The organism is Nocardiopsis moroccensis (assembly GCF_055763695.1).
The window spans coordinates 4,924,080-4,946,365 of sequence record NZ_CP199747.1; the positions used below are offsets into that span (position 1 = coordinate 4,924,080).

The 22,286-nt window shown below is 68.6% G+C and carries 18 protein-coding genes and 1 tRNA gene; 9 read left to right on the forward strand and 10 right to left on the reverse strand.

Translation table 11 applies throughout. The features are described from left to right. Positions 1-12 precede the first annotated feature (12 nt). A complete protein-coding gene (locus ACUKCB_RS21800) occupies positions 13-1,476 on the reverse strand; it encodes an NAD-dependent succinate-semialdehyde dehydrogenase (RefSeq protein ID WP_473037438.1) in 1,464 nt (487 codons plus the stop codon). 159 nt (positions 1,477-1,635) lie between these two features. Here ACUKCB_RS21800 and ACUKCB_RS21805 point away from each other — a divergent pair, with 159 nt between their 5' ends. The 3 genes from ACUKCB_RS21805 to ACUKCB_RS21815 all read left to right on the forward strand — a co-directional run bounded on the left by ACUKCB_RS21805 (position 1,636) and on the right by ACUKCB_RS21815 (position 5,132). After that, positions 1,636-2,886 carry an aspartate aminotransferase family protein gene (locus tag ACUKCB_RS21805; protein WP_473037439.1) on the forward strand — a complete coding sequence of 417 codons (1,251 nt, stop codon included), beginning with the start codon at positions 1,636-1,638 and terminating at the stop codon, positions 2,884-2,886. Positions 2,887-3,035: 149 nt separating this feature from the next. Next, positions 3,036-3,111: transfer RNA gene (locus ACUKCB_RS21810), tRNA-Arg, on the forward strand. Positions 3,112-4,388: 1,277 nt separating this feature from the next. Beyond that, the gene (locus ACUKCB_RS21815; protein ID WP_473037440.1) at positions 4,389-5,132 is read left to right on the forward strand and encodes an AfsR/SARP family transcriptional regulator; all 744 of its coding nucleotides are present in this window, start codon (positions 4,389-4,391) and stop codon (positions 5,130-5,132) included. 91 nt (positions 5,133-5,223) lie between these two features. On the opposite strand, the gene ACUKCB_RS21820 is transcribed toward ACUKCB_RS21815, so the two are convergent. From ACUKCB_RS21820 to ACUKCB_RS21845, 6 genes are all read right to left on the reverse strand, one after another. After that, positions 5,224-6,207: a quinone oxidoreductase family protein gene (locus tag ACUKCB_RS21820; RefSeq protein WP_473037441.1), complete on the reverse strand. Its 984-nt coding sequence runs from the start codon at positions 6,205-6,207 to the stop codon at positions 5,224-5,226. A gap of 42 nt (positions 6,208-6,249) precedes the next feature. Further along, positions 6,250-7,035, reverse strand: a complete 786-nt coding sequence (gene fabG, locus ACUKCB_RS21825) for a 3-oxoacyl-ACP reductase FabG (protein ID WP_473037442.1) — start codon at positions 7,033-7,035, stop codon at positions 6,250-6,252. 98 nt (positions 7,036-7,133) lie between these two features. Then, complete coding sequence (locus ACUKCB_RS21830) at positions 7,134-8,402, reverse strand: DUF6365 family protein (RefSeq protein ID WP_473037443.1); 1,269 nt, start codon at positions 8,400-8,402, stop codon at positions 7,134-7,136. A 42-nt stretch (positions 8,403-8,444) separates the two neighbouring features. Further along, the gene (locus ACUKCB_RS21835; protein WP_473037445.1) at positions 8,445-9,584 is read right to left on the reverse strand and encodes a DegT/DnrJ/EryC1/StrS family aminotransferase; all 1,140 of its coding nucleotides are present in this window, start codon (positions 9,582-9,584) and stop codon (positions 8,445-8,447) included. Next, entirely contained in the window at positions 9,581-10,204 is a 624-nt protein-coding gene (locus tag ACUKCB_RS21840) for a dTDP-4-dehydrorhamnose 3,5-epimerase family protein (RefSeq protein ID WP_473037446.1), read from the reverse strand. Before ACUKCB_RS21840 ends, ACUKCB_RS21835 begins: the two co-directional genes overlap by 4 nt. After that, positions 10,201-11,514 (reverse strand): NDP-hexose 2,3-dehydratase family protein, encoded by a 1,314-nt coding sequence (locus ACUKCB_RS21845; RefSeq protein ID WP_473037447.1) that lies wholly within the window; start codon positions 11,512-11,514, stop codon positions 10,201-10,203. The genes ACUKCB_RS21840 and ACUKCB_RS21845 overlap by 4 nt, the downstream gene beginning before the upstream one ends. Positions 11,515-11,733: 219 nt before the next feature. On the opposite strand from ACUKCB_RS21845, the gene ACUKCB_RS21850 reads away from it, so the two are divergent. Both ACUKCB_RS21850 and rfbB read left to right on the forward strand, forming a co-directional pair. Further along, the gene (locus ACUKCB_RS21850; RefSeq protein WP_473037448.1) at positions 11,734-12,804 is read left to right on the forward strand and encodes a glucose-1-phosphate thymidylyltransferase; all 1,071 of its coding nucleotides are present in this window, start codon (positions 11,734-11,736) and stop codon (positions 12,802-12,804) included. Then, on the forward strand, positions 12,801-13,778 hold the full coding sequence (rfbB, locus tag ACUKCB_RS21855) for a dTDP-glucose 4,6-dehydratase (protein ID WP_473037449.1): 978 nt from the start codon (positions 12,801-12,803) through the stop codon (positions 13,776-13,778). Before ACUKCB_RS21850 ends, rfbB begins: the two co-directional genes overlap by 4 nt. A gap of 48 nt (positions 13,779-13,826) precedes the next feature. On the opposite strand, the gene ACUKCB_RS21860 is transcribed toward rfbB, so the two are convergent. The 3 genes from ACUKCB_RS21860 to ACUKCB_RS21870 form a co-directional block, all read right to left on the reverse strand. Then, entirely contained in the window at positions 13,827-15,596 is a 1,770-nt protein-coding gene (locus ACUKCB_RS21860) for an acetyl/propionyl/methylcrotonyl-CoA carboxylase subunit alpha (protein WP_473037451.1), read from the reverse strand. 231 nt (positions 15,597-15,827) lie between these two features. Beyond that, complete coding sequence (locus tag ACUKCB_RS21865; RefSeq protein ID WP_473037452.1) at positions 15,828-17,417, reverse strand: acyl-CoA carboxylase subunit beta; 1,590 nt, start codon at positions 17,415-17,417, stop codon at positions 15,828-15,830. 11 nt (positions 17,418-17,428) lie between these two features. Then, positions 17,429-18,421: a 3-hydroxyacyl-CoA dehydrogenase NAD-binding domain-containing protein gene (locus ACUKCB_RS21870; RefSeq protein ID WP_473037453.1), complete on the reverse strand. Its 993-nt coding sequence runs from the start codon at positions 18,419-18,421 to the stop codon at positions 17,429-17,431. Between the two features lie 233 nt (positions 18,422-18,654). On the opposite strand from ACUKCB_RS21870, the gene ACUKCB_RS21875 reads away from it, so the two are divergent. The 4 genes from ACUKCB_RS21875 (at position 18,655) to rfbH (ending at position 22,279) form a co-directional block, all read left to right on the forward strand. Further along, the gene (locus tag ACUKCB_RS21875) at positions 18,655-19,188 is read left to right on the forward strand and encodes a flavin reductase family protein (protein WP_473037454.1); all 534 of its coding nucleotides are present in this window, start codon (positions 18,655-18,657) and stop codon (positions 19,186-19,188) included. An 83-nt stretch (positions 19,189-19,271) separates the two neighbouring features. Beyond that, positions 19,272-19,910, forward strand: coding sequence for a hypothetical protein (locus ACUKCB_RS21880; protein ID WP_473037455.1), 639 nt, complete (start codon positions 19,272-19,274; stop codon positions 19,908-19,910). Beyond that, entirely contained in the window at positions 19,907-20,896 is a 990-nt protein-coding gene (locus ACUKCB_RS21885; protein WP_473037456.1) for a Gfo/Idh/MocA family protein, read from the forward strand. Before ACUKCB_RS21880 ends, ACUKCB_RS21885 begins: the two co-directional genes overlap by 4 nt. A gap of 81 nt (positions 20,897-20,977) precedes the next feature. Beyond that, on the forward strand, positions 20,978-22,279 hold the full coding sequence (gene rfbH, locus ACUKCB_RS21890; protein WP_473037457.1) for a lipopolysaccharide biosynthesis protein RfbH: 1,302 nt from the start codon (positions 20,978-20,980) through the stop codon (positions 22,277-22,279). Positions 22,280-22,286 lie beyond the last annotated feature (7 nt).

Consider the following 22,286-nt stretch of genomic DNA (forward strand, 5'->3'; position numbering starts at 1 on the left):
CGCAGCGGCGGATCAGAGCCCGCCGATACCCACGTACTTGGTGTCCAGGAACTCGTCGATGCCCACGCGGCCGCCCTCGCGGCCCAGCCCGGAGTGCTTGACCCCGCCGAACGGGGCCGCCGGGTTGGACACCACCCCCTGGTTCAGGCCGACCATGCCGGTCTCCAGGGCCTCGCTGACCCGCATCGCCCGGTTCAGGTCCTGGGTGTACAGGTAGCTGACCAGGCCGAACTCGGTGTCGTTGGCGGCCCGGACCGCCTCCTCCTCGGTGTCGAAGGAGAGCACCGGCGCCACCGGGCCGAAGATCTCGGTGGTGGACAGCTCCGCGGCGAACGGCACGTCGGCCAGCACCGTCGGCTGGTAGAAGTGCCCCGGGCCCTCGCCGGGGCCGCCGCCGACGAGCACGCGCGCTCCCCGCTCGACGGCGTCGTCCACCAGGCCCTGGACCTTGTCCCTGGCCTTCTCGTCGATGAGCGGGCCCACGTCCGTGCCGTCCTCCAGGCCCCGGCCCAGGCGCAGCGCGCCCATGCGCTCGCTGAGCCGGCGGGAGAACTCCTCGGCGATCCCGGACTGCGCGTAGATCCGGTTGGCCGCCGTGCAGGCCTCACCGATGTTGCGCATCTTGGCGAGCATCGCCCCGTCCACCGCGGCGTCCAGGTCGGCGTCGTCGAACACCAGGAACGGCGCGTTCCCGCCCAGTTCCATCGAGGTGCGCAGGACCTGGCCCGCGCTCTGCTCCAGGAGCTTCCTGCCCACGGCGGTGGACCCGGTGAAGGAGACCTTGCGGATCCGGCCGTCGGTGAGGAGGGGCTCGGTGATCCCGCCGGGGTCGGTGGTGGGCAGGACGCTCAGCACGCCCTCGGGGAGGCCCGCCTCACTGAGGATGCCGGCCAGGGCCAGCGCGGACAGGGGGGTCTGCTGGGCGGGCTTGAGGATCATCGTGCACCCGGCGGCGATGGCGGGGCCGATCTTGCGGGTGCCCATCGCCATGGGGAAGTTCCAGGGGGTGATCAGCATGCAGGGGCCGACCGGCTGGCGCATGATGAGAAAGCGCGACTTGCCGTCCGGTGAGGTGGCGAACCCGCCCTCGATCCGCACGGCCTCCTCGGCGAACCAGCGGAAGAACTCGGCGGCGTAGGCGATCTCGCCGCGCGCCTCGGCGAGTGGCTTGCCCATCTCCAGGGTCATGAGGACCGCCAGGTCCTCCTGGCGCTCCATGAGCAGCTGGTAGCTCCTGTACAGGATCTCGCTGCGCTCGCGGGGCGCGGTCTTTGCCCACTCCGGCTGGGCCCGCGCGGCCGCGTCCAGGGCGTTCAGGCCGTCCTCCTTGCCCGCGTCCGCGATCTCGCACAGCACCTTCCGGTTCGAGGGGTCCTCGACCCCGAAGGTGGCGCCGGAGGAGGCGTCCTGCCACTTCCCGGCCAGGAAGAGCCTCTTCTCCACCTGCTCGACGACCCGTGCTTCGCGATCCGACATGTTGTCTCCTCCGTCGACGGGCCGCCCCGGTATGGGCGGCCTGTGGTCAGAACTGCCCGACGTGCGCCCGCTGGACACCGCCACGCCCCGGATGTTTCCATAGCAGCGTCGATTGTCAACAATCCTACGGAACCTGATACACGGAATTGAGGCCATCGCATGGCGGAGCTCTCCCCGGCCCTCAAGCAGGCGACCCCGGTCGTCGCCGCACGAGGCGAGGGTGTCCACATCTACGACGAGGACGGCCGTCGCTTCCTGGACTTCACCGCAGGGATCGGCGTCACCAGTACCGGACACTGCCACCCGAAGGTGGTCGCCGCCGCCCAGGAACAGGTCGCGACGCTCATCCACGGCCAGTACACCACCGTGATGCACCGCCCCCTGCTCCGACTCACCGAGCGGCTCGGCGAGGTCCTGCCCGAGGGGCTCGACCGGCTGTTCTACGTGAACTCCGGCAGTGAGGCCGTGGAGGCCGCGCTCCGCCTGGCCCGCCAGGCCACCGGCCGCCAGAACGCCGTGGTCTTCCAGGGCTCCTTCCACGGGCGCACCATGGGCGCCGCCTCGCTGACCACATCCGGGGTCAAGATCCGCGCCGGGATCGGCCCGCTCGTGCCCGGGGTCGTGGTCTCGCCCTTCCCCTACGCCTACCGGCTCGGCATGACCGAGGGCGAGGCCGTCGACTACGCGCTGCGCGAGCTCGACTACCAGTTCGCCACGGTGACCTCCCCCAAGGACACCGCCGCCGTGTTCATCGAACCCGTCCTCGGCGAGGGCGGCTACGTGCCCGTCCCCGACGCCTTCCTCCAGGGTCTGCGCGAGCGGGCCGATCAGCACGGGTTCCTGCTGGTCATGGACGAGGTGCAGACCGGCTTCGGCCGCACCGGCACCTTCTGGGGGCACGAGCCCTCGGGTGTGCGCCCCGACATCGTCATCACCGCCAAGGGCCTGGCCAGCGGTTTCCCCCTCTCCGCCATCGCCGCGCCCGCCTCGGTCATGGAGAAGGCCTGGCCCGGCTCCCAGGGCGGCACCTACGGGGGCAACGCCGTGTCCTGCGCCGCGGCCCTGGCCACCCTGGACGTGATCCAGGAGGAGGGCCTGGTGGAGAACGCAGCCCGCCAGGGCGAACGCCTCCAGCAGGGCCTGGCCAAGATCGCCGAGTCCCACCCCGCCATCGGTGACGTCCGGGGCCGCGGACTGATGCGGGCCAACGAGTTCGTGACACCCGACGGCAGCCCCGACGGCGCCGCCGCCGCGCGCGCCCAGCAGGCCGCCGCCCAGAACGGGCTCCTGCTCCTGACCTGCGGCCCCGCCGGAAACGTCGTGCGCTTCATCCCGGCGCTCGTCGTCAACGCCGACCAGGTCGACACCGCCCTGGAACTGTGGGCGGCTTCGGTCGAAGAAGCCACCTGACCAGCCCGGACGCCGCCGGGAACCCGGCGGCGTCCGCATGGCCCGCGTCACACCGGAATATGGCGCGAAGGCACTCCCACACCGTGATAGAGTCGGAGACGTCGCAAGGGAGAGCACAGCTCAACCGGGCGACACACAACTGAAGACCTGCACTCGTAGCTCAATGGATAGAGCATCTGACTACGGATCAGAAGGTTGGGGGTTCGAGTCCTCCCGAGTGCACCACCTTGAGACAGTGGAGAAGCCGCCCGAACTGGTAAAACAGCTCGGGCGGCTTCTTTTGTGGCGCCGGTCGCGATGTTCGTGCGTCGAAGAAAGGCCGGTCGGATGCACACGCCGTGGGTCGGCCGACCATCTCACGGGCCAGCGGTCGTGTGAGCCCTTCGGCTCGGGTCGTCTTGCCGGTAGGCGTCGGGATCAGCCCACCCCACGGTGCCGAGGAGAAGGAGCCCCCATGCGGATCACCGGAATTGCGAACCTGGTGATGGCCCTCGTATGGGTACCGATCGCGACCTTTGAACCCTACGAGGGTGATGGCCTGGTCAGGTATGCCCAAGTCTTCAACGCGGTGGTCTTCTCCACGGTCGCCGTTGTATGGATTGCTTCGGAAACAATCCGGTACCGCGCACGGAAGAGGGGCAGTCGGCATCAGCCCACCTCACCCCCAGATGGCGAACCCGCCCTGTAGCTCTCAGCCATGGCGGTGATGTCCTCATCGGCGACGAAGGCGGCCCGCGCCTGGGACGGTGGGCCCTCCACGCGGCCGTGGGCCACACCGGGAGGGTGGGGGCGATACCCCACACCTGTGCCGTCCCGTCCGCGATCTCGGGGACCATGGCCCGAACGGCGGACCAGATCACCGACCCCTTCCCCGACCTGGTCATCCCGGCCACCAGGACGTGCGTCAGGTCAGCGCTGAGAGGCCGGCTGGCTTGATGCGGGGCCATCGAGGCGCTCCACCATGTGCGGGACGTGAGCTTCGGCGAAGACACTTCCCGGGTGTGCGTATCGGGCGCGGCCCACAGGACACGGCGATGCTGCCTAGCCTGGCCATGCCGCCGCTGGGGCCGGGGACGCCCAGAGCCCCGAAGCGATCCGCAGGGTCTCCTATGCGGTGTTCACCCGCCCTCTTGGTCTGCTGAGGATCCCCGGACCAGGGAGAATGCGGTCCTCACCCAACTTTGCAACTTTCCTTCTGACCCCTTGCCAAACTTGTCAAGAAACGGCACTGTCCACATGAGGACATGTTTTTCCCTTGGGGTTTGTATAAATGTGATTATACTTGCCTAGGTGTGCTTTTGCGGGGCTTCTTGGGGAGGCAAATGCATTGAGTACTGCTCGGGCGCACTCCAGGGGAAATAGTTTCGAAACTATTGGCTTAAAATTTCACTCGAGTTTAATATCTCATGGTATGCCGAGGGCCGAGGGTTTAAATGGAGAGTTCGGAATTTCATTGGTATGCTAGCAAGAGAAAAAGCTGGGAAGTTCCCTCCGGGGGAGGGGTGGGCATCGGGTTGCTGGGGCCGCTCGTGGTCGGTGCGGAGGGCAAGGATTTCACGCCCAGCGCGCCCAAGGTCCTCCAGGTCCTCTCCATGCTCGCTCTCAGGGCGAACAAGCTCGTCTCTACTGAGCTGCTGATACGGGAGATCTGGGACGACAGTCCCCCGCGCAGCGCACGCACCACGATCCAGACGTACATCTACCAGATCCGCAGGATCCTTGCCCGAATCGGTCCCGATTTGGACGAGAAGCTCGTCACGAGCGTGCCGGGGTACATCCTCTACCTGGACGAGGATTCCATTGACATCCAGGTCTTCGAGTCCCTGGTCGATCGCGGCCGCCGACTCCACGGGGAAGAAAAGTGGGACGAGTCGGCCGAGGCGCTCAGGCAGGCGCTTCACCTCTGGCGGGGGTGTCCGCTTTCCAACGTCAAGACCGGGCCCCTGCTGGATGCGCATATAACGCACATGAAAGAAAACTACAGAAGTGTGCTGAAAATGAGAATCCATGCAGAAGTGGAAGGAGGGTCGAGCAATGACCTTGTCGCTGAACTCCGGTCGCTCGCCCTGTACTTCCCGTATGACGAATGGATTCACGAACAGCTCATTCGTGCCCTGGAACGCAGCGGTCGGCGTGGTGACGCGATGGAGGTCTACCGTTCACTTCGGGGCACCCTGAACGACCAGCTCGGCATCGATCCCTCACCTGAGCTGGAACAGCTGCACATGGAGCTCCTGGGAGCCTGACCTCCCGGGGCCCGGTACCCGCTGTTCGGTCCTCGGTGGTCCCCTCCGCAGGGAGGGGACCACCCCTTCATGAAGGGAACCAGCGGGGCTCTCAGGGAATCAGCACGGCCCTCCCATTGCAGGTCCGGGACTCCACCAGGGCGTGTGCCTTCGAGGCCTCGGCCAACGGGAAACGGGACCGGACCCGGGAGCTGACCGACCCGTCGGCCAGCCCTCGGGTCAGGTCTTCCAGCGCCCGCCGGTACTCCTTCGGCCGGGCGGCACGCCAGGCCGAGAGGGCGAAACCCGTCACGTGTTTCATGGCGATGAGACGCATCACCGACACCTCGGGGATGGCCAGATCGCCGTCGGAGGAACCGTAGAAAACCAATCGGCCCAACGGGGCGAGGAGGTCCACCCTTTCCAGGAGCTGTGGCCCTCCCACTCCGTCCAGCACCACGTCAGGACCGGTGCCCCCGGTCTTCGCACGCACACGGTCGGCCCAGTCCGGGGCGTCCGACACCACCACGGACTCCGCACCCAACGACCGGACGAAGTCGGCGCGTTCGGGGGAACCGATCACACCGATGACCCGGGCTCCCGCCCGCCGCGCGAGCTGGACCGCGATGTGCCCGATCCCGCCGGCCGCGGCGTGGACGACCACGAACTCTCCGGGGGAGACCCGGGCCGTGTCCAGGACCCCAGCGGCGATGAGCCCGGTTCCCGGAAGGATCGCCGCCTCAGCCGCGTCGAGCCCCTCGGGGACCGGGACGAGCGCCTCCTCGTCCACGGCCACGTACTCCGCGTAGGCACCGTAGAGAGTGAACGCGCCGACCCGGTCGCCCACCCGCCAACCTTTGACACCGGGGCCGAGGGCGGCGACGCGGCCCACCACGTCACCACCCAGGACCATCGGGAACGACGGCCGCCACATGGGTGCGGGGAAGGCGTCCCGGCGCATCTGGGTCTGGGCGAAACCCACGCTGATCGCTTCGGTCTCGATCAGGACCTGACGCGGACCGGGTACCGGGTCGGCCACCTCCTCCAGACCCAGAACCTCTGGTGGTCCGTAGGCGTGGCACTGGACAGCACGCATGATCTCCCTTTCGGTCGGTGTGCCTGGGAAGCGGGTGCGGACTCAGTAGTTTCCGAGGCCGCCACAGACGTTCAGCGCCTGGGCGGTCACCGCGGCTGCACCTTCGCCGACCAGGTAGTCGACCATCGCGGACACCTCCTCCGGTTCCACGTAGCGGCCCATCGGTACACGGTTGGTGACCCGTTCGAACACCTCGTCGGTGGAGACACCCCACACGTTCGAGTAGTGGTCGCGGACCCGTTCTGCCATGGGCGTCTCGACGAAGCCCGGGCACACCGCGTTGACCGTGACCCCGGTCTTGGCCAGCTCAAGGCCCCAGGCCTTGGTCAGCCCCACGACACCGTGCTTGGAGGCCGAGTAGGGCGCTCCGAAGACCACACCCTGCTTGCCCCCGGTGGAGGCGATGTTGATGATCCGGCCGTTACCGCGGTCCAGCATGCCGCTGCGATTCAGCACCTGCTTGGTGACGAAGAAGACGCTGTTGAGGTTGGTGTCGATGACATCGGTCCACAGCTCGTCGGTGACCTCGGCGGTGACACCGCCGCCGCTTCGGCCGGCATTGTTCACCAGGACGTCGATCCGCCCCCAGCGTTCGACGGTCGCGGTCACCAGCGCCTCGACTTGCTCGGGGTCGGAGACGTCGCAGACGGTTCCGTCCGCCTCGACCCCTTCGGCACGCAGACCCTTGACCGTGTCGGCGACGCCGTCGGCGTCACGCGCGCAGATATGGATCCGGTGGTTGAGGCGGGCGAGCCCCCGTGCGACAGCGAGGCCGATACCGCTGGTGGCCCCGGTGATGAGGGCGACGGGTGAGTTCTGTGCATCCATGCTGATCTCCGGTGACGTCGGAAGGAGGGTGCTAACGCCTGTTTCCAGGGTCAGGGACGGGCCTTGAGGCCGTCTTGAGAAGAGGTGGACGTGTCAGGTCACGGCTCAACGGACGTCCGATGGCGCCGCAGCGCGGTGTGGAAGGTCTCGGCGGTGTCCGGCAGCGCCTCGATCTCCTCGACGTAGGCGCCCCGCTTCGCGGCCAGGCGGGCGCGGACGGACTCGTCGTAGAGCAGCCCGTGGAGTTTCTCCACCATCGCTGACTCGTTGAGGATCTCCTCCTGCAGCCCGGCTTCGGGGTAGGGGTTGTCCAGCAGCCCTGGGCGGAGGAAGGAATTCCAGCCCAGCGGCCACATGGTGAAGGAGGGGAGTGTTCCGGGGAAACCGGTGACCAGTCGCTCCACGGACGGCCCCACCTTCCCGAAGACCGAGGAGAGTTGATCGACGCCGACCTCGCCCTCCACGTCGAACGAGTTGAGCGCGACCATCCCGGGGACCCCGGAGTGGATCGCCCGCTCCAGCGCGAACGCGGGGAGGTGGAAGGCGAACACGCCGTCGGATGCGCCCACGACGTCGTCGTACTCCTGGGCGGAGTAGTCAGTGATCACTCGGGTGCGCCCTGCCGGGAGGCGGTCGTAGGCGGGGAAGCGCGGACCCAGCATGGCGAAGTGCGTCGTATCGGGCAGGTGAAGCAGGTAGTCCACGACGAGCTCCGGGATCTGCTCGGCGGTCGCGCGTGCCACGTCCGTACCCCGGGTCCGGACCGAGTTCTGCCAGTCCAGGGTGGGGATGGTGAGGAGCCGTCCCGTGCCGCCGACACCCAGGGACCCACGCAGCTCGCGGCGCCGTTCGGGGGTGAGCGGGTGGAGCGAGGCGGTGGCACGGTAGGGCAGGGCCCGTTCTCCTGATGCCTTCGGCTTCGCCATCGGCACGGGCAGGAGTGAGGCGGGCAGCTCCAGGAGCCGCCGGTCCAGTTCGTCCGCATGGCCGAGGATGTCGATCCTGAAGTCCGTGCCGGCGAGGTCGTAGGGGTCGACCGGGATGATCGGCAGGTCGTACCGGTCGATGAACCACGGATCGGTGCGATGCCCCTTGGCCATCGCCATCCAGTAGGCGAGGTAGTCGCAGAGAACGATCGCCGAGGGTCGCACCGACCGGACCAGCGAGTCGACGGTCCGCTGGACGTCTCCCTGCCCTGGTGCGATGGGTGTGTGGGCGTGTCCACGCGCACGCACCTGCTCGGAGTTGTAGGGGTCGACCAGGAAGTGCGACGTGAATCCCGCCTCCGACAGCTGATCGGCGAGGTCCAGGCCCAGGGTGGTCTCGTGGTAGGTCTTCGCCACTGGGGCGATGAACAGCAGCTGCATCCGTCTACTCTCGGCTGGTCGTGTCGGTGCGTTTGGGGGCCTTCACCGGCGCGCTTCGAGGGAGGCACGCAGCGCGGTGACCACGGTGGACAGGTCAGCGTCCGACAGGCCCTGGTGGATCGGCAGGCACAGGGTCTCCTCAGCCGCTGCCTCGGTGTTCGGCAGATGCGTCGGCTCGGCCGGGCGGAACGCCTCGACCAGGTGCAGCGGTGGGTAGCGGAAGGTGGTGTAGACGCCGGCGTCCCGCAGATCCGCGGCGACCCCGTCCCTGTGTTCGGAGTCCATCTGGACCCAGTAGAAGTAGCCGCTGGTCGTGTGGCCCCCGGGGAGCTCCGGGGGCAGGCGGAGCCCGGGAACGTCGGCCAGCGCCCGGTCGTAGAAGGCGTGGATCTCGGCGCGCCGGTCCACGAACTCCGGGAGCCTGTCCAACTGGACGCGCCCGATCGCGGCCGTGAGGTCGTTGCCGATCAGCCTGCGGGCGTGGTCGGTGACGTTCAGCTCCCACCAGCGCTCGGACACCTTTGCGCCGCTGAAGCCGCTGGCCCGTTCCAGACCGTGGTAAGCGAGTCGGCGGGCCCGTTCCATCAGTTCGGTGTCGCGGACGTAGAGCATTCCGCCGTCCCCGGTGACCAGGACCTTCATCGCGTCGAAGCTCCACATGGCGATGTCGCCGAAGGTGCCGCAGGCCGTGTCCCCCACGCGGGAGGAGACCGCGCAGGCCGCGTCCTCCACCAGGGGGACGCCCCGTTCCCGGCAGAGTTCGGCGATGTTCGCGATGTCGCCGGGGTAGCCGCCGTAGTGCAGGACGATGACGGCCTTGGTGCGTTCCGTGCACCGGGAGGCCACCTGTTCCGCGCTCGGGTTGAGGGTCCGCGCGTCCACGTCGCAGAAGACGGGGGTGGCCCCGGCGGCGGCGATCGCGTTCCCGGCCGCAACGAAGCTGATCGAGGGCAGCACCACCTCGTCGCCCGGGCCGATGCCGAGCAGCTCCATCGCGAGGAAGAGTCCGCTTGTGCAGGAGTTCAGGAACATGACCTGGTCGGGCCGGGCCCCGATGTGCTGTGCGAACTCCTGCTCGAAGGCGCTGGTCCGCGGCCCGTGGCCGAGCCAGTTCGTCGCCAGGACCTCGGCGATCGCGTCGAGCTCGGCTTTGCCCAGACTGGGTTGGAATACGTTGATCAACGGTGGTCCCTCGTGTTCGCGGTTGCGTCGGACTGGGTTCTGACCGCGGTGTCGGGCGCCCAGGGGGTGAGTACACCCGCCCCGAGCGCCTCTTGGAGGCTCATGGCTTTCGCGTCCTTCTCCGAGAGCAACGGGGGTGACTCGTGACCCCAGGGCAGGTCGAGGTCCGGGTCGAGGGGGTCGATCTCGAACTGCGTCCCCGGCACATGGGCGCTCGAGAGCACGTAGCAGATGCGGGCGTTCTCGGTGAGCGCGCGGAACCCGTGGCCGAACCCCTCGGGCACGAACACGGCTGTGCCCTCCGCGGCCTCCAGTACGTTCACCGTGTGCCGGCCAAAGGAGGGCGAACCCACGCGCAGGTCCACCGCGATGTCCAGCAGGGCGCCGTTGACACAGCTGACGTACTTGGCCTGGCCCGGGGGAGAGAGCACCCCGTGGAGCCCCCGGATCGTGTTGCGGTGGGAGGTCGAGTGGTTGATCTGGGCGACGGTGAAAGGGGTTCCGGTCGCTTCGGAGAGCCGGTCGGCCCGGAACGACTCGTGGAAGTCCCCGCGCGGGTCGCTGTGAACGCGCTGGCGTACCACGAGGACCTCGGGAAGATCCGTCTCCTCGAACCTCATCGGTTCCCCCACGAGGTGGGGTGGTGTCCGGCCAGGGTGAGGCAGGTCAGCAGGCAGCGGGCACCGACGTCGACGACGTTGCCGTACCGGACCAGCCCGGCCAGCTGGTTGAGGGAGACCCATACGTGGTCGTCGCCCGGCTGGTCCGCGAACCCGTCCGCCATCTCGACGACCGTGTACCGGTTCCACGCGTGGTGGAAGCGGCCGCCCTCCTCGGAGTGGATGACGTCCACCAGACGTCGCTCCCGGGGCGCATCGAGGATGTCGTCGAGGTAGCGGGGGTGTCCGCCTGGGACGGGTTGTTCGTAGTTGGCGGGCGCGCACATGAGGGTCGGGGCCAGCTCCACGGTGTCGAAGGTCCCGGCATCGGTGCGCAGGTGCATGAGGACGTGCGGTTCCCCGGCGAAGCGGCGCAGGGCGAAGGCGACCAGGCCCTGTGAGGACGGTGCGAGCAGGGGTTGTGACCAGCGGGCGACCTCTCGGTTCCCAGCTTCGACGTCCACCCCGATGATGCTGAAGAAGCGCTCGTCCGCACGGTGGATCCGGTCCTCGCCGACATGCCAGTCCGACAGCTCTCCCAAGGGGACACGGCGTCGGGTGAGGCGGCGCGAGGCCTTGGCCGCGGTAAGCCGGGACAGGATGTGGGAGGTGGGGTGAACGGACGAGGAGTCCGTGTCCCAGGGGGCGCGGGCCAGTCCGGACAGAGCCGACCTGGTGTCCATGTTGACCAGGTTGTCCACGCCCAGGGCCGCGTTCAGCTCGGTGAGTGAGAACCAGCGGAACCCTTCCCGGACGGGCACGTCCTCTCCGGTGACCACCACGATGTTCCGGTTGCGCTTTCCCCAGAACCATGACCCCTGCTCGGACTGGAGAGTGTCGGTGACCACCTCCGCGCGGCTGGGGTCCAGGAAGTACTCGAGGTAGGGGACAGCGGATCCCCCGTGGAGACGGCTGTAGTTGCTCCTCGTCGCTTGGACGGTCGGAGAGAGCTGGAGGGGGCCGACGTTGCCGGGTTCCGCCTTCGCTTGGAGGAGGACGTGGGGGGCGCCGTCGAACTCGGTGGCCAGGATGCCCAGGACCCCGATGTCGGTCTGCCTGATGATGGGCTGGTGCCAAGGGGGCCGGCCGTCGTTGAGGGAGACCTCGACACCGTGGACGGAGAAGAACCCGCCGCTCCGGTGGACGAGGTCGCCGTCGGGTGAGCTGAAGGACCAACCGTCCAGCTTCGTGAGCGGTGTCCTCCGAACGGAGAAGCGGTGTGCGCTCTCGCGTTCGTCGATCCACGCGCGGAGCGCCCGGTCCAGCGCCATGTTCGTTCCCCCTACCGCCGGGTCCGTATGTCTGCGGTCGGGGACAGCTTCGCCGAACGGCTTAGAACACCTCTCGAAGACCGCTGTAGGGGGGTGGCGGGGCCAGCCGTGCGGGGCCCGTGGACGGCTGCGGACCAGCGTCCTTCGACCAGGGTTCGATCGACGCGGCGGACAGTCGTGAGGGCCCAGGACAGCACGGGCTCTCACGCCAGCAGAAGGATGTCAGCGTTGAAAGCACTAGTACTCTCCGGCGGCTCGGGCACCCGTTTGCGGCCGCTCACCCACACCATGGCCAAGCAGCTGGTTCCTGTCGCCAACAAGCCGGTTATCGTCCACTGCCTGGAGGCGCTCCGTGAGATCGGGGTGACGGAGGTCGGGATCATCGTCGGCGCGCACGGCGACGAGATCGCCGGAGCGCTCGGTACCGGGCGCTCTCTCGGCCTCGACCTCCGATTCATCCCTCAGGAGGCGCCTTTGGGTTTGGCCCACTGCGTGATCACGGCGTCCGAGTTCCTCGGTGACGACGACTTCGTCATGCTCCTCGGCGACAACGTCTTCGCGGGAGGGCTGGCGGCCGAGGCCGAACGCTTCCGTCGGGAGCGCCCCGACGCGCTTCTGGTGACCAAGAAGGTCGAGGACCCGAGGAACTTCGGAGTTGCCGTGACCGACGCGGACGGGAGGGTGGTCTCCCTGGCCGAGAAGCCCCGGGAGCCGGTCAGCGACCTCGCCGTGACCGGCGCCTACTTCTTCACCTCCGCGATCCACGGCTCCACCGGCGCGATCTCCCCCAGTGGCCGGGGCGAGCTGGAGATCACCGACGCCATCGCCCACATGGTCGACGCGGGGTTCCACATCCTGGCCAGCACCTACGCGGACTACTGGGCGGACACAGGGACCGTCGGCGACCTGCTCGACTGCAACAGGGTCCTCCTGGAGAGGCTGGGCGCCGGGTCGACCGGTGACGTCGACGAGGGCACGGAGATCTCCGGCCGTGTGCTGATCGAACCCGGAGCTCGGGTGCGGGGTTCGCGCCTGCGCGGGCCGGTGGCGATCGCGGTCGGCAGCGTCGTGGAGGACAGTGACGTCGGACCCGACGTGACGATCGGTCCGGACAGCCGGATCAGCAACACGTCGGTGAGCGACACGATCCTTCTGGAGGGTTCCTCCGTCAGTGACATCGGCAGGCTCCACGGTTCCGTGGTCGGCCGCCGGGCCCGGATCACCGGGGATCGGGGGGCGACCGGCCGCCTCACCGTCGGGGACGACACCACCGTGGAGGTGCGGTCATGAGGGTCCTGGTCTGCGGCGGAGCCGGGTTCATCGGTTCCCAGTACGTCCGCACCATGCTGGCGGGCGGTTATTCCGGCTTCGAGGACGCCGAGGTGACCGTCCTGGACAAACTCACCTACGCGGGGGACACCCGCAACCTGCCCATGGACGACCCGAAGCTCACCTTCGTCCGCGGGGACCTGTGCGACTCACAGCTCCTGGGCCGCACGGTCCCAGGACACGACCGGGTGGTGAACTTCGCGGCGGAGTCACACGTGGACCGCTCCCTGGGCCCGGACTCGGTCGTGTTCAGTGGCTCCAACGTCCTCGGGGTGCAGAACCTGCTGGAAGCATGTCTGAAGGCGGGCGTGGGACCCGTGGTCCAGGTCTCCACGGACGAGGTCTACGGGTCGATTCAGGAGGGGACCTGGACGGAGGACGAACCGCTCCTGCCCAACTCGCCCTACGCGGCGTCGAAGGCGGGCGGCGACCTCATCGCCCGCTCCTATCACCAGACCCACGGGCTCGACGTCCGGATCACCCGGTGCAGCAACAACTACGGACCGCACCAACACGTGGAGAAACTCCTACCGCGTTTCATCTCCTACCTGCTCACCGGGCGTCGTGTGCCCGTCTACGGTAACGGCCGGAACGTGCGCGAGTGGCTCCACGTGGAGGACCACTGCCGCGCCATCCACCTGGTCCTCACCGAAGGGGTCGCGGGCCGGGTCTACAACATCGGCGGCGGGAGTGCTCTGAGCAACCTGGAGATGACCGGCCGGCTCCTCGAACTGTGCCAGGCGGACTGGGACATGGTCACCTATGTGGAGGACCGGAAGGGGCACGACCTGCGGTACGCGATCGATGACAGCAGGATCCGCACGGAACTCGGTTACCGGCCGCGCCGGTCCCTGGACGAAGGGCTGGCCGCGACGGTCCAGTGGTACAAGGACAACCCCGACTTCTGGAAGTCGACCGAGGAACTGCTCGCCTGACTGACCCCGGTGTCCGTGTGGCTCGACACGGACACCGGGCCGTCCTGGTCAGAGGTCCTTGATCTCGCAGACCACCGCGCCGTTGCCGACGGTCTCGCCCGCGGTGACCTTCAACCCGGTCACCACGCCCGCCCGGTGCGCGGTCAGCGGCTGCTCCATCTTCATCGCCTCGATGACGACCACGGTCTCGCCCTCGGCGACCTGCTGGCCTTCTTCGGCCACCAGCTTGACCACGGTGCCCTGCATCGGTGAGACCAGTGAGTCGCCGCTGGCCGCTGCGGCGCCCCCGCTCCTACGGGCGGCACGCTTCCTGCGCCCACCGCCCCCGCCGCTGGTGGCGGGGGCCGCGGCCGCGCCCAGGGAAGCGGGCAGGACCACGTCGAGGCGCTTGCCGCCGACCTCCACGGTCACGGTCTCGCGCTCGGGTGTTTCGGTGGTGCCCACCTGGCCCGCCCAGGGCTCGATCCGGTTGTCGAACTCGGTCTCGATCCACCGGGTGTGGACCCCGAACGCCTGGGCCGGGTCGGTGGGGGCGAACGCCGGGTCGACCACCACGGTCTGGTGGAAGGGGATCACCGTGGGCATGCCGCCCACGGTGAACTCGGCCAGCGCCCGCTGCGAGCGCTGCAGTGCCTCGGTGCGGGTGCGGCCGGTCACGACCAGCTTGGCGACCATGGAGTCGAAGGCCTGCGGGACGGTGAAACCCGCCTCGCAGCCGGTGTCCACCCGCACACCGGGGCCGCCGGGCAGGGTGAAGTCGGTGATGGTGCCGGGGGCGGGCATGAAGCCCCGCCCGGCGTCCTCGGCGTTGATCCGGAACTCGAAGGAGTGCCCGCGCACCTGGGGGTCGTCATAGCCCAGGGCTTCGCCGTCGGCGATCCGGAACATCTCCCGGACCAGGTCGATGCCGGTGACCTCCTCGCTCACCGGGTGCTCGACCTGCAGGCGGGTGTTGACCTCCAAGAAGGAGATGGTGCCGTCCACACCGACCAGGAACTCACAGGTGCCCGCACCCACATAGCCCGCTTCTTTGAGGATGGCCTTGGAGGAGGCGTAGAGCCGCTCCATCTGCTCGGGCGAAAGGAACGGGGCGGGGGCCTCCTCCACCAGCTTCTGGTGGCGGCGCTGCAGGGAGCAGTCCCGGGTGGAGACGACCACGACGTTGCCGTGGGTGTCGGCCAGGCACTGCGTCTCCACGTGCCGGGGCTTGTCGAGGTAGCGCTCGACGAAGCACTCGCCGCGCCCGAACGCGGTGACGGCCTCGCGTACCGCGGACTCGTAGGCGTCGGGCACCTCGGCCAGGGTGTGGGCGACCTTGAGGCCGCGGCCGCCGCCGCCGAAGGCCGCCTTGATCGCGATGGGCAGCCCGTGCTCTTCGGCGAAGGCCACGACCTCCTGGGCCGATGTGACCGGGTCGGGGGTGCCCGCCACCAGGGGGGCGCCGACCTTCTGGGCGATGTGGCGGGCGGCGACCTTGTCGCCCAGCGCGGTGATCGCGGCCGGGGGCGGGCCGATCCAGGTCAGGTCGGCGTCGATGACGGCCTGGGCGAAGTCGGCGTTCTCGGCCAGGAAGCCGTAACCGGGGTGGACGGCGTCGGCGCCGGAGTCGGCGGCCACGGTCAGGAGTTTGGCGATGTCCAGGTAGGAGTCGGCCGGGGTGGAGCCGCCCAGGCTGTGGGCCTCGTCGGCGATCTTGACGTGTAGGGCGTCCAGGTCGGGTTCGGCGTAGACGGCGACGCTGGTGAGTCCGGCGTCGCGGCAGGCGCGGGCGATGCGCACGGCGATCTCGCCGCGGTTGGCGATCAGAACTTTACGCATGAACGATCCCTCCACTCTCCTCACGGCGCCAGCTGGGCGCGGGTCCGGACCTTTTCTCGCGCTCACGCCTCCGCCAGGGCGCCCTGTGTGCCGGGACGGCTTCGTTGGCGTCCGACCTGGCGTAAGCGGCCCCTGCGGCAAGGCGTTCGGACAGCACGGTGACCACCGCGGCCACCTCCTCGGCGCTCGCTCCGGCCATCTCCAAAAAGAGGCCGTTCCCCTGTTCCCCGCTCACTGAGGCGGGTTTCCGTGCTTGCGCTCCGGGAGGTCGGAGTGTTTGCCAGCCAACATGGTCAACCCGGAAGCCAGTACCTCGCGGGTGTCGGCCGGGTCGATGACATCGTCCACAAGGCCGTGTTCAGCGGCGTAGTAGGGATGCATCAACTCCTGCCGGTACTCCTTGACCAGCCTGGCCCGTGTTGCCTCCGGATCGTCGGACGCCGTGATCTGTTTGCGGAAGACCACGTTGGCCGCGCCCTCCGCCCCCATGACCGCGACTTCGTTGGTCGGCCAGGCATAGGTGAGGTCCGCCCCGATGGACTGGCTGTCCATGACGATGTAGGCGCCACCGTAGGCCTTGCGCAGGATCACGGAGATCCTGGGCACGGTGGCGTTGCAGTAGGCGTACAGGAGCTTCGCCCCGTGCCGGATGATGCCCCCGTGCTCCTGCGCGACTCCGGGCAGGAAACCCGGGACGTCCTCCAAGGTGATGAGGGGGATGTTGAAGGCATCACACATCTGGACGAACCGTGCCCCCTTCTCGCTGGCGGGGATGTCGAGCACACCGGCGAGCACCGAGGGCTGGTTGGCCACGATCCCCACGGTCTGACCGGCCAGCCTCGCCAGCCCCACCACCAGATTGCGCGCCCAGCGTTCGTGGACCTCCAGGAACTCCCCGTCGTCCACGATCTCCCCGATGACCTCGCGCACGTCATAGGAGCGGTTCCCGTCCGCGGGGACCAGGTCGAGCAGGCGCTCGACCCGCCGGGTGGGCGGGTCGCCGACCGGTTCGGCCGGCGGTCGCTCCCGGTTGTTGGCGGGAAGCAGCGACAACGTGTACCGGACGTCCTCCAAGCAGTCCTTCTCGTCGTCGTAGGAGAAGTGGCACACCCCGGATCGCTCCGAGTGCACGTCCGTGCCGCCCAACTGGTCGTGGGTGATCTTCTCCCCGGTGACCGCCTCCACCACGTCGGGGCCGGTGACGAACATCTGGGCGATGGGACGCACCATGAACACCAGGTCGGTCAGGGAGGGGGCGTAGGCGGCCCCGCCCGCGCAGGGACCGAGCATCACCGAGATCTGCGGGATCACGCCGGAGGCACGGGTGTTGCGCTGGAAGATACCCCCGTATCCGGCCAGCGCCACCACCCCCTCCTGGATACGCGCGCCCGCCCCGTCGTTCAGGGACACCAGGGGAGCGCCGACAGCCAGGGCCTGGTCCATGAGCCGGTGGATCTTCTGGGCGTGGGCTTCGCCCAGCGCACCGCCGAAGACCCGGAAGTCGTGGGCGTAGACGAACACCTTGCGTCCGTACACCATGCCCCAGCCGGTGATCACGCCGTCGCCGTAGGGCCTCTTGTCCTCCAACCCGAAACCGCGGGAACGGTGGCGGCGCAGAGGGGAGATCTCCTGGAACGAACCCTTGTCGAGCAGGAGCTCGATCCGTTCGTGTGCGGTCAGTTTGCCCTTGGCGTGCTGTGCCTCGGTCGCCTGCGGGCTCGGGCCGGCGCCGGCCTTCTCCTTGAGGGCGGCCAGCTCCGACACGTGTCCGTGCAGCGAGTGCGCCTCGGTCGTGTTCGGCGAATAGTCCGTGATGGACATGGGACTGACTCCTATCGGTCGTTCCCGACGGTGTTCCCTGCCGCGGTCGGGTCGTCGGTCGGGTCGTCCTCGTCGCTGAGGGCGCGTAGGACCGCCAGGTGCTTGCGGTCCCGGTCGACGGAGAGTTCTTCATATGTCGTGTGCCCGTAGGCCTCGTCGGTCTGCCGTACGAGCAGGTCCACGGTTTCCGGTCCCATGGGCGGCTGTCCGAGCCCGGCCCAACCGCGTTCGAGCCCGGTCCCCAGGTGGGTCAGCCACTGCCGTAGGCCGCCCGGGCCACCGCCGAGGTGGAAGGCGTGGAACGGGCCGATGGCGGACCAGCGCAGGCCGATCGACTGGGTCACGATGGTGTCGAGCTCGGCCACCGTCACCACCCCCTCCCGGACGAGGTGGATGCTCTCCCGAAGCAGAGCCGACTGCAGCCGGTTGGCCACGAAGGCCGGGAGGGCCTTACGGATGTGGACGGGTGTCCGTCCGGCGGCCCGGTAGAACTCCATCGCCTCTTGGACGGCCTCCGGAGCGGTGTGTTCGCCGCTGACCACCTCGACCAGCGGTATGAGGTGCGGGGGGTTGAAGGGGTGCCCGACGACCAGGCGCCGGAGGCCGCCCGCGCGTCTGCCCAGTTCATCGGGGGAGAACTTCGAGGTCGATGACAGGAGCAGGGTGGCGGGATCGGCGGCCCCGTGGACACGTTCGTACAGCTCCTGTTTGAGTTCCAGGTCGTCCGGGACGTTTTCCTGGAGCACGTCGGCCCCTCGGAGGGCCTTGTCCAGGGAGGGCTCGACCTCGAGGTGCTCGAGCAGGGACACGGGATCGGTCCCGCGGCGCAGGGGCAGGGACGTGCCAAAGGCTCGGAGCGCCTCCCCGACGGCCTTCTCGACATCGGCCCTGCGGCTGTTGAGCCTGACCCGCATCCCCTGCGCGAGGAAGAGCATGGTCCAGCTCAGCCCGATAGTTCCCGCGCCGATGACCACCACTGTGCGAGGGGTTTCCGTCTGCTCCACCGCTGTTCCTCCCGGATGCACCGCTGATCGTGTCCGTGCCTGCCAAGGAGTTTCGGGGGTGGAGCTAGCACCGTCCTTGAGAACTGGTGGAAGCCGGGGAAACCGGGGGGAGAAGCCGCCCGGGCACGGCGGCACCGGCCGCGGCACCGGTCGACCAGCGGTGGTCGAGCGGCTTTCGAGCCGGATCCACCACAGTGCGGTGACAGCGCGAAGCACGAGGAAGGGAGCCACACGTGGACACCGCAGCGACCTCGGCCAGATCTTCGGCGGCCGCCCGGGCCCCGGGCCCCGGGGGCAGGGATTTCCGGGACGCGATGTCGCGTCTGCCTACGGCGGTCTCCATCGTCACCACCTGCGACAGGGACGGTGGCGACCACGGCTTCACCGCTGGTTCGGTCGTCTCGGTCTCCCTCGAACCGCCCCTGGTCCTGGTGTGCCTGGCCCGGACCGCCGACTGCCACGCCGCCTTCGCGGCATCGCCGTGGTTCGCGGTGAGCGTGGCCGGTCAAGAGCATGCCGGAATCGCCAGCCGGTTCGCGACCAAGGGCGGCGACAAGTTCGCCGCGGGCAGTTTCAGACGCGGTGACTCCGGTGCCCTCCTGCTGGAGGGCGCGCGCCTGGCTCTGGAGTGCCGAGTGGTGGACCGCTACCCCGGCGGCGACCACGACATCCTTGTCGGCCAGGTCGTGTGGACCCATACCGACGAGGCGGACGCACTCGTCTTTGTTGACCGCTTGTTCACCACGGCCCCCTCTCCGTCCCCCTGACCCAGCGGACACCGATCTCACAGACCCCGCCCTCACCCACACCCTGACGGGCCGCCTCCGGCCCGAGAGACAGTGAGAACAACGTGCGCAGATCCCTGAAAGCCCTGAGCCCGATCGCCGTCGCCACGATGGCCGCCCCTTTCCTGGTGGCCTTCACCCCCGTGTCGGCGGAGTCGAAGCCGGCCCAGTCCGGACCCACCAGCGTCCCCTACACCTGTCAGACCTGGTTCGCCGGTGAGCAGATCGACATCGACGACTACGAACGCGACTTCGAGGTGTCGGCTCCCGCGACCGTCGCGCCCAGGTCCAAGTACGTCACCTCGTTCGATCCGGCCCCGATCTACCCGGTGCCCGACTTCAACGAGGAGCTCATCGACGTACACGTCACCTACGCTCTGCCCGAGAACGCGAAGATCGTCAACTACTGGCTGGTCGGCGACGAACCGACCGACTCGGTCTCGCGTTCGGGCAACCAGTTGACCGTGCACTCGCCCGCGCCCAAGCCGGGCGGGGTGGAGTTCGACCTGCCCACGCTGAAGGTCCGCCTCAAGGCCCCGAGGAGCGGCACCCTCGTCACGGCCCCCGGCGGCTCCAGCTATGACGACCTCTCCTTCGGCTGGTTCCGGCTGCACCCCGACACCCGGGAATGGGACGCCTTCGAGTGCTTCGTGGAGCCCGGTGACGGGGTCGAGTTCACCAGCACCGAGGTGACCGGAGGATGAGCGGTGCCGGAGGGGAGACGGGGCGCCCGCTGCGGCTGGGCCTGATCGGCTGTGCGGACGTCGCGGTCCGACGGGTACTGCCCGCCGTGCGGCGTTTCGACGGCGTGGAGCTCGTCGCAGCCGCGAGCCGGGATCTCGCCAAAGCGGAGGCGGTGGCCGCTGAGTTCGGCGGACGCGCCGTCCGGGGTTACGAACCTCTGCTCGACGCCCACGACATCGACGCCGTCTATCTTCCGCTCCCCTCCGGCCTGCACGCCCCCTGGATCAGTAGGGCGCTGTCGGCGGGCAAGCACGTCCTGGCGGAGAAACCCCTGACGACGTCCGCCGCCGACACCGAGCGACTGCACGCCCAAGCGGAGGCGGCCGGGCTGCTCCTGCGTGAGAACTACATGTTCCTCGGCCACAGAATGCACGGGCAGGTCGCCGACCTGCTGGCCCAGGGCGCGATAGGCGACATCCGTTCCCTGCACGCGGTGTTCGCGATCCCGCCCCGTCCGTCGGGCGACATCCGCCACCGGCCCGAGCTGGGCGGCGGTGCCCTTCTGGACTGCGGTGGATACCCCGTGCGGGCCGCCCTGCACTTTCTCGGAACCGGGCTCGACGTGGCCGGCGCCCACCTGAGGTCCGACCCGCACCTGGGTGTCGACGTCGCGGGCGCGGCGCTGCTGAGCTCCGAAGAAGGCGCGTCGGTCCTCTGCGAGTTCGGATTCGACCACTCCTACACCTCCGGCTACCGCTTTCTCGGGACAAAGGGCCGGATCAGTGTGGACCACGTCTTCACCACCCCCGCCGACCACACGCCCGTCATCCGGGTCGAGGGGGAGGGGCGCGAAAGCCGGATCACGGTCGAGGCCGACGACCAGTTCCGAAACAGCCTGGAGGCCTTCGCCCGGGACGTGCGTTCCGGGCACAGCGGAACGAGTGCTGCCACGCGCGCCCAGGCCCGTGTCATCGACCTTGTGAGACAGGCCGCCCGAGCGCGGTGACAGCCCACCACCATTTCGGTCCGACGAGAGGAGGGCGCGGCCGCGCTCGATACACGACGACGCGGGGTCGCGCGAGCGCCCATGGGGATCAGCAAGGAAGAACTGCTGGAGCTCGTCCGAGAGTTCCACGAGAACGACAGCGACCGTCAGTTCGTCCCCCACAGCCGCAACATCATGGCCTCGGGGGCGGTGCTGGACGCTGACGACCGGGTCGCCCTGGTCGAGGCGGCACTGGATCTGCGTATCGCGGCCGGATCGGACGCGCTGAGGTTCGAGCGGTCGTTCGCCAAGTACTACGGACTCCGCAAGGCACACCTGACCAACTCCGGTTCTTCGGCGAATCTGTTGGCGGTCAGCGCCCTGACCTCACCGAAGCTGGGGGAGAGCGCACTGCGGCCTGGCGACGAGGTCGTGACGGTGGCGGCGGGTTTCCCCACCACGGTCAACCCCATCATCCAGAACGGCCTGGTGCCCGTCTTCGTCGACATCGACCTGGGCACCTACAACACCACGCCCGAGCGGGTCGCCGCGGCGATCGGGCCGAAGACCCGGGCGATCATGATCGCCCACACCCTGGGGAACCCCTTCCAGGTGAAGGAGATCGCGGAGATCGCGGAGCGCAACGATCTCTTCCTGGTGGAGGACAACTGTGACGCTGTCGGATCCACGTTCGAGGGGCAGCTGACCGGTACGTTCGGCGACCTGGCCACGGTCAGCTTCTACCCGGCCCACCACATTGCCATGGGCGAGGGCGGGTGCGTGCTGACCGGGGACCTCTTCCTCGCCCGCATCGTGGAGTCGATGCGTGACTGGGGGCGGGACTGCTGGTGCGAGCCGGGGGAGGACGACCGCTGCCTCAAGCGGTTCCGGCAGCAGATGGGAACCCTCCCCGAGGGTTACGATCACAAGTACATCTTCTCGCACGTCGGCTACAACCTGAAGGCCACGGACCTGCAGGCGGCTCTCGGGCTCTCCCAACTCGCGAAGATCGACGATTTCGTGGCCGCCCGCAGACGCAACTGGCGCCTGCTGCGGGACGGGTTGGAAGGAACGGCCGGGCTGATCCTGCCGGAGCCGACCCCCGGCAGCGACCCGAGCTGGTTCGGGTTCGCCATCACGGTCGATCCGCATGCCGGCTACACCCGTCAGGGGCTGGTGGGCTTCCTCGAGTCCGAGGGGGTGCGGACCCGTCGGCTGTTCGCCGGGAACCTGACCAGGCACCCCGCCTACCAGTCGGTCCCGCACCGGGTATCGGGCAGCTTGGACAACAGTGACGTCGTCACCGCGAACACCTTCTGGGTCGGGGTCTACCCCGGCCTCTCGCCCGACCTGTTGGACCGAACGGTCGAGCTGGTGCGCAAGTACACGGCGGGAAGCGCCTGAGCACACG

Excerpts from the sequence above, each read along its gene's own strand:
- ACUKCB_RS21840 (WP_473037446.1), bottom strand. The coding sequence starts at position 10,204 with ATGAGGTTCGAGGAGACGGATCTTCCCGAGGTCCTCGTGGTACGCCAG.
- ACUKCB_RS21845 (WP_473037447.1), bottom strand. The coding sequence starts at position 11,514 with ATGGCGCTGGACCGGGCGCTCCGCGCGTGGATCGACGAACGCGAGAGC.
- ACUKCB_RS21865 (WP_473037452.1), bottom strand. The coding sequence starts at position 17,417 with ATGTCCATCACGGACTATTCGCCGAACACGACCGAGGCGCACTCGCTG.
- ACUKCB_RS21885 (WP_473037456.1), top strand. The coding sequence starts at position 19,907 with ATGAGCGGTGCCGGAGGGGAGACGGGGCGCCCGCTGCGGCTGGGCCTG.
- fabG (WP_473037442.1), bottom strand. The coding sequence starts at position 7,035 with ATGGATGCACAGAACTCACCCGTCGCCCTCATCACCGGGGCCACCAGC.
- ACUKCB_RS21860 (WP_473037451.1), bottom strand. The coding sequence starts at position 15,596 with ATGCGTAAAGTTCTGATCGCCAACCGCGGCGAGATCGCCGTGCGCATC.
- ACUKCB_RS21805 (WP_473037439.1), top strand. The coding sequence starts at position 1,636 with ATGGCGGAGCTCTCCCCGGCCCTCAAGCAGGCGACCCCGGTCGTCGCC.
- ACUKCB_RS21850 (WP_473037448.1), top strand. The coding sequence starts at position 11,734 with ATGTCAGCGTTGAAAGCACTAGTACTCTCCGGCGGCTCGGGCACCCGT.
- rfbH (WP_473037457.1), top strand. The coding sequence starts at position 20,978 with ATGGGGATCAGCAAGGAAGAACTGCTGGAGCTCGTCCGAGAGTTCCAC.
- rfbB (WP_473037449.1), top strand. The coding sequence starts at position 12,801 with ATGAGGGTCCTGGTCTGCGGCGGAGCCGGGTTCATCGGTTCCCAGTAC.
- ACUKCB_RS21830 (WP_473037443.1), bottom strand. The coding sequence starts at position 8,402 with ATGCAGCTGCTGTTCATCGCCCCAGTGGCGAAGACCTACCACGAGACC.
- ACUKCB_RS21820 (WP_473037441.1), bottom strand. The coding sequence starts at position 6,207 with ATGCGTGCTGTCCAGTGCCACGCCTACGGACCACCAGAGGTTCTGGGT.
- ACUKCB_RS21800 (WP_473037438.1), bottom strand. The coding sequence starts at position 1,476 with ATGTCGGATCGCGAAGCACGGGTCGTCGAGCAGGTGGAGAAGAGGCTC.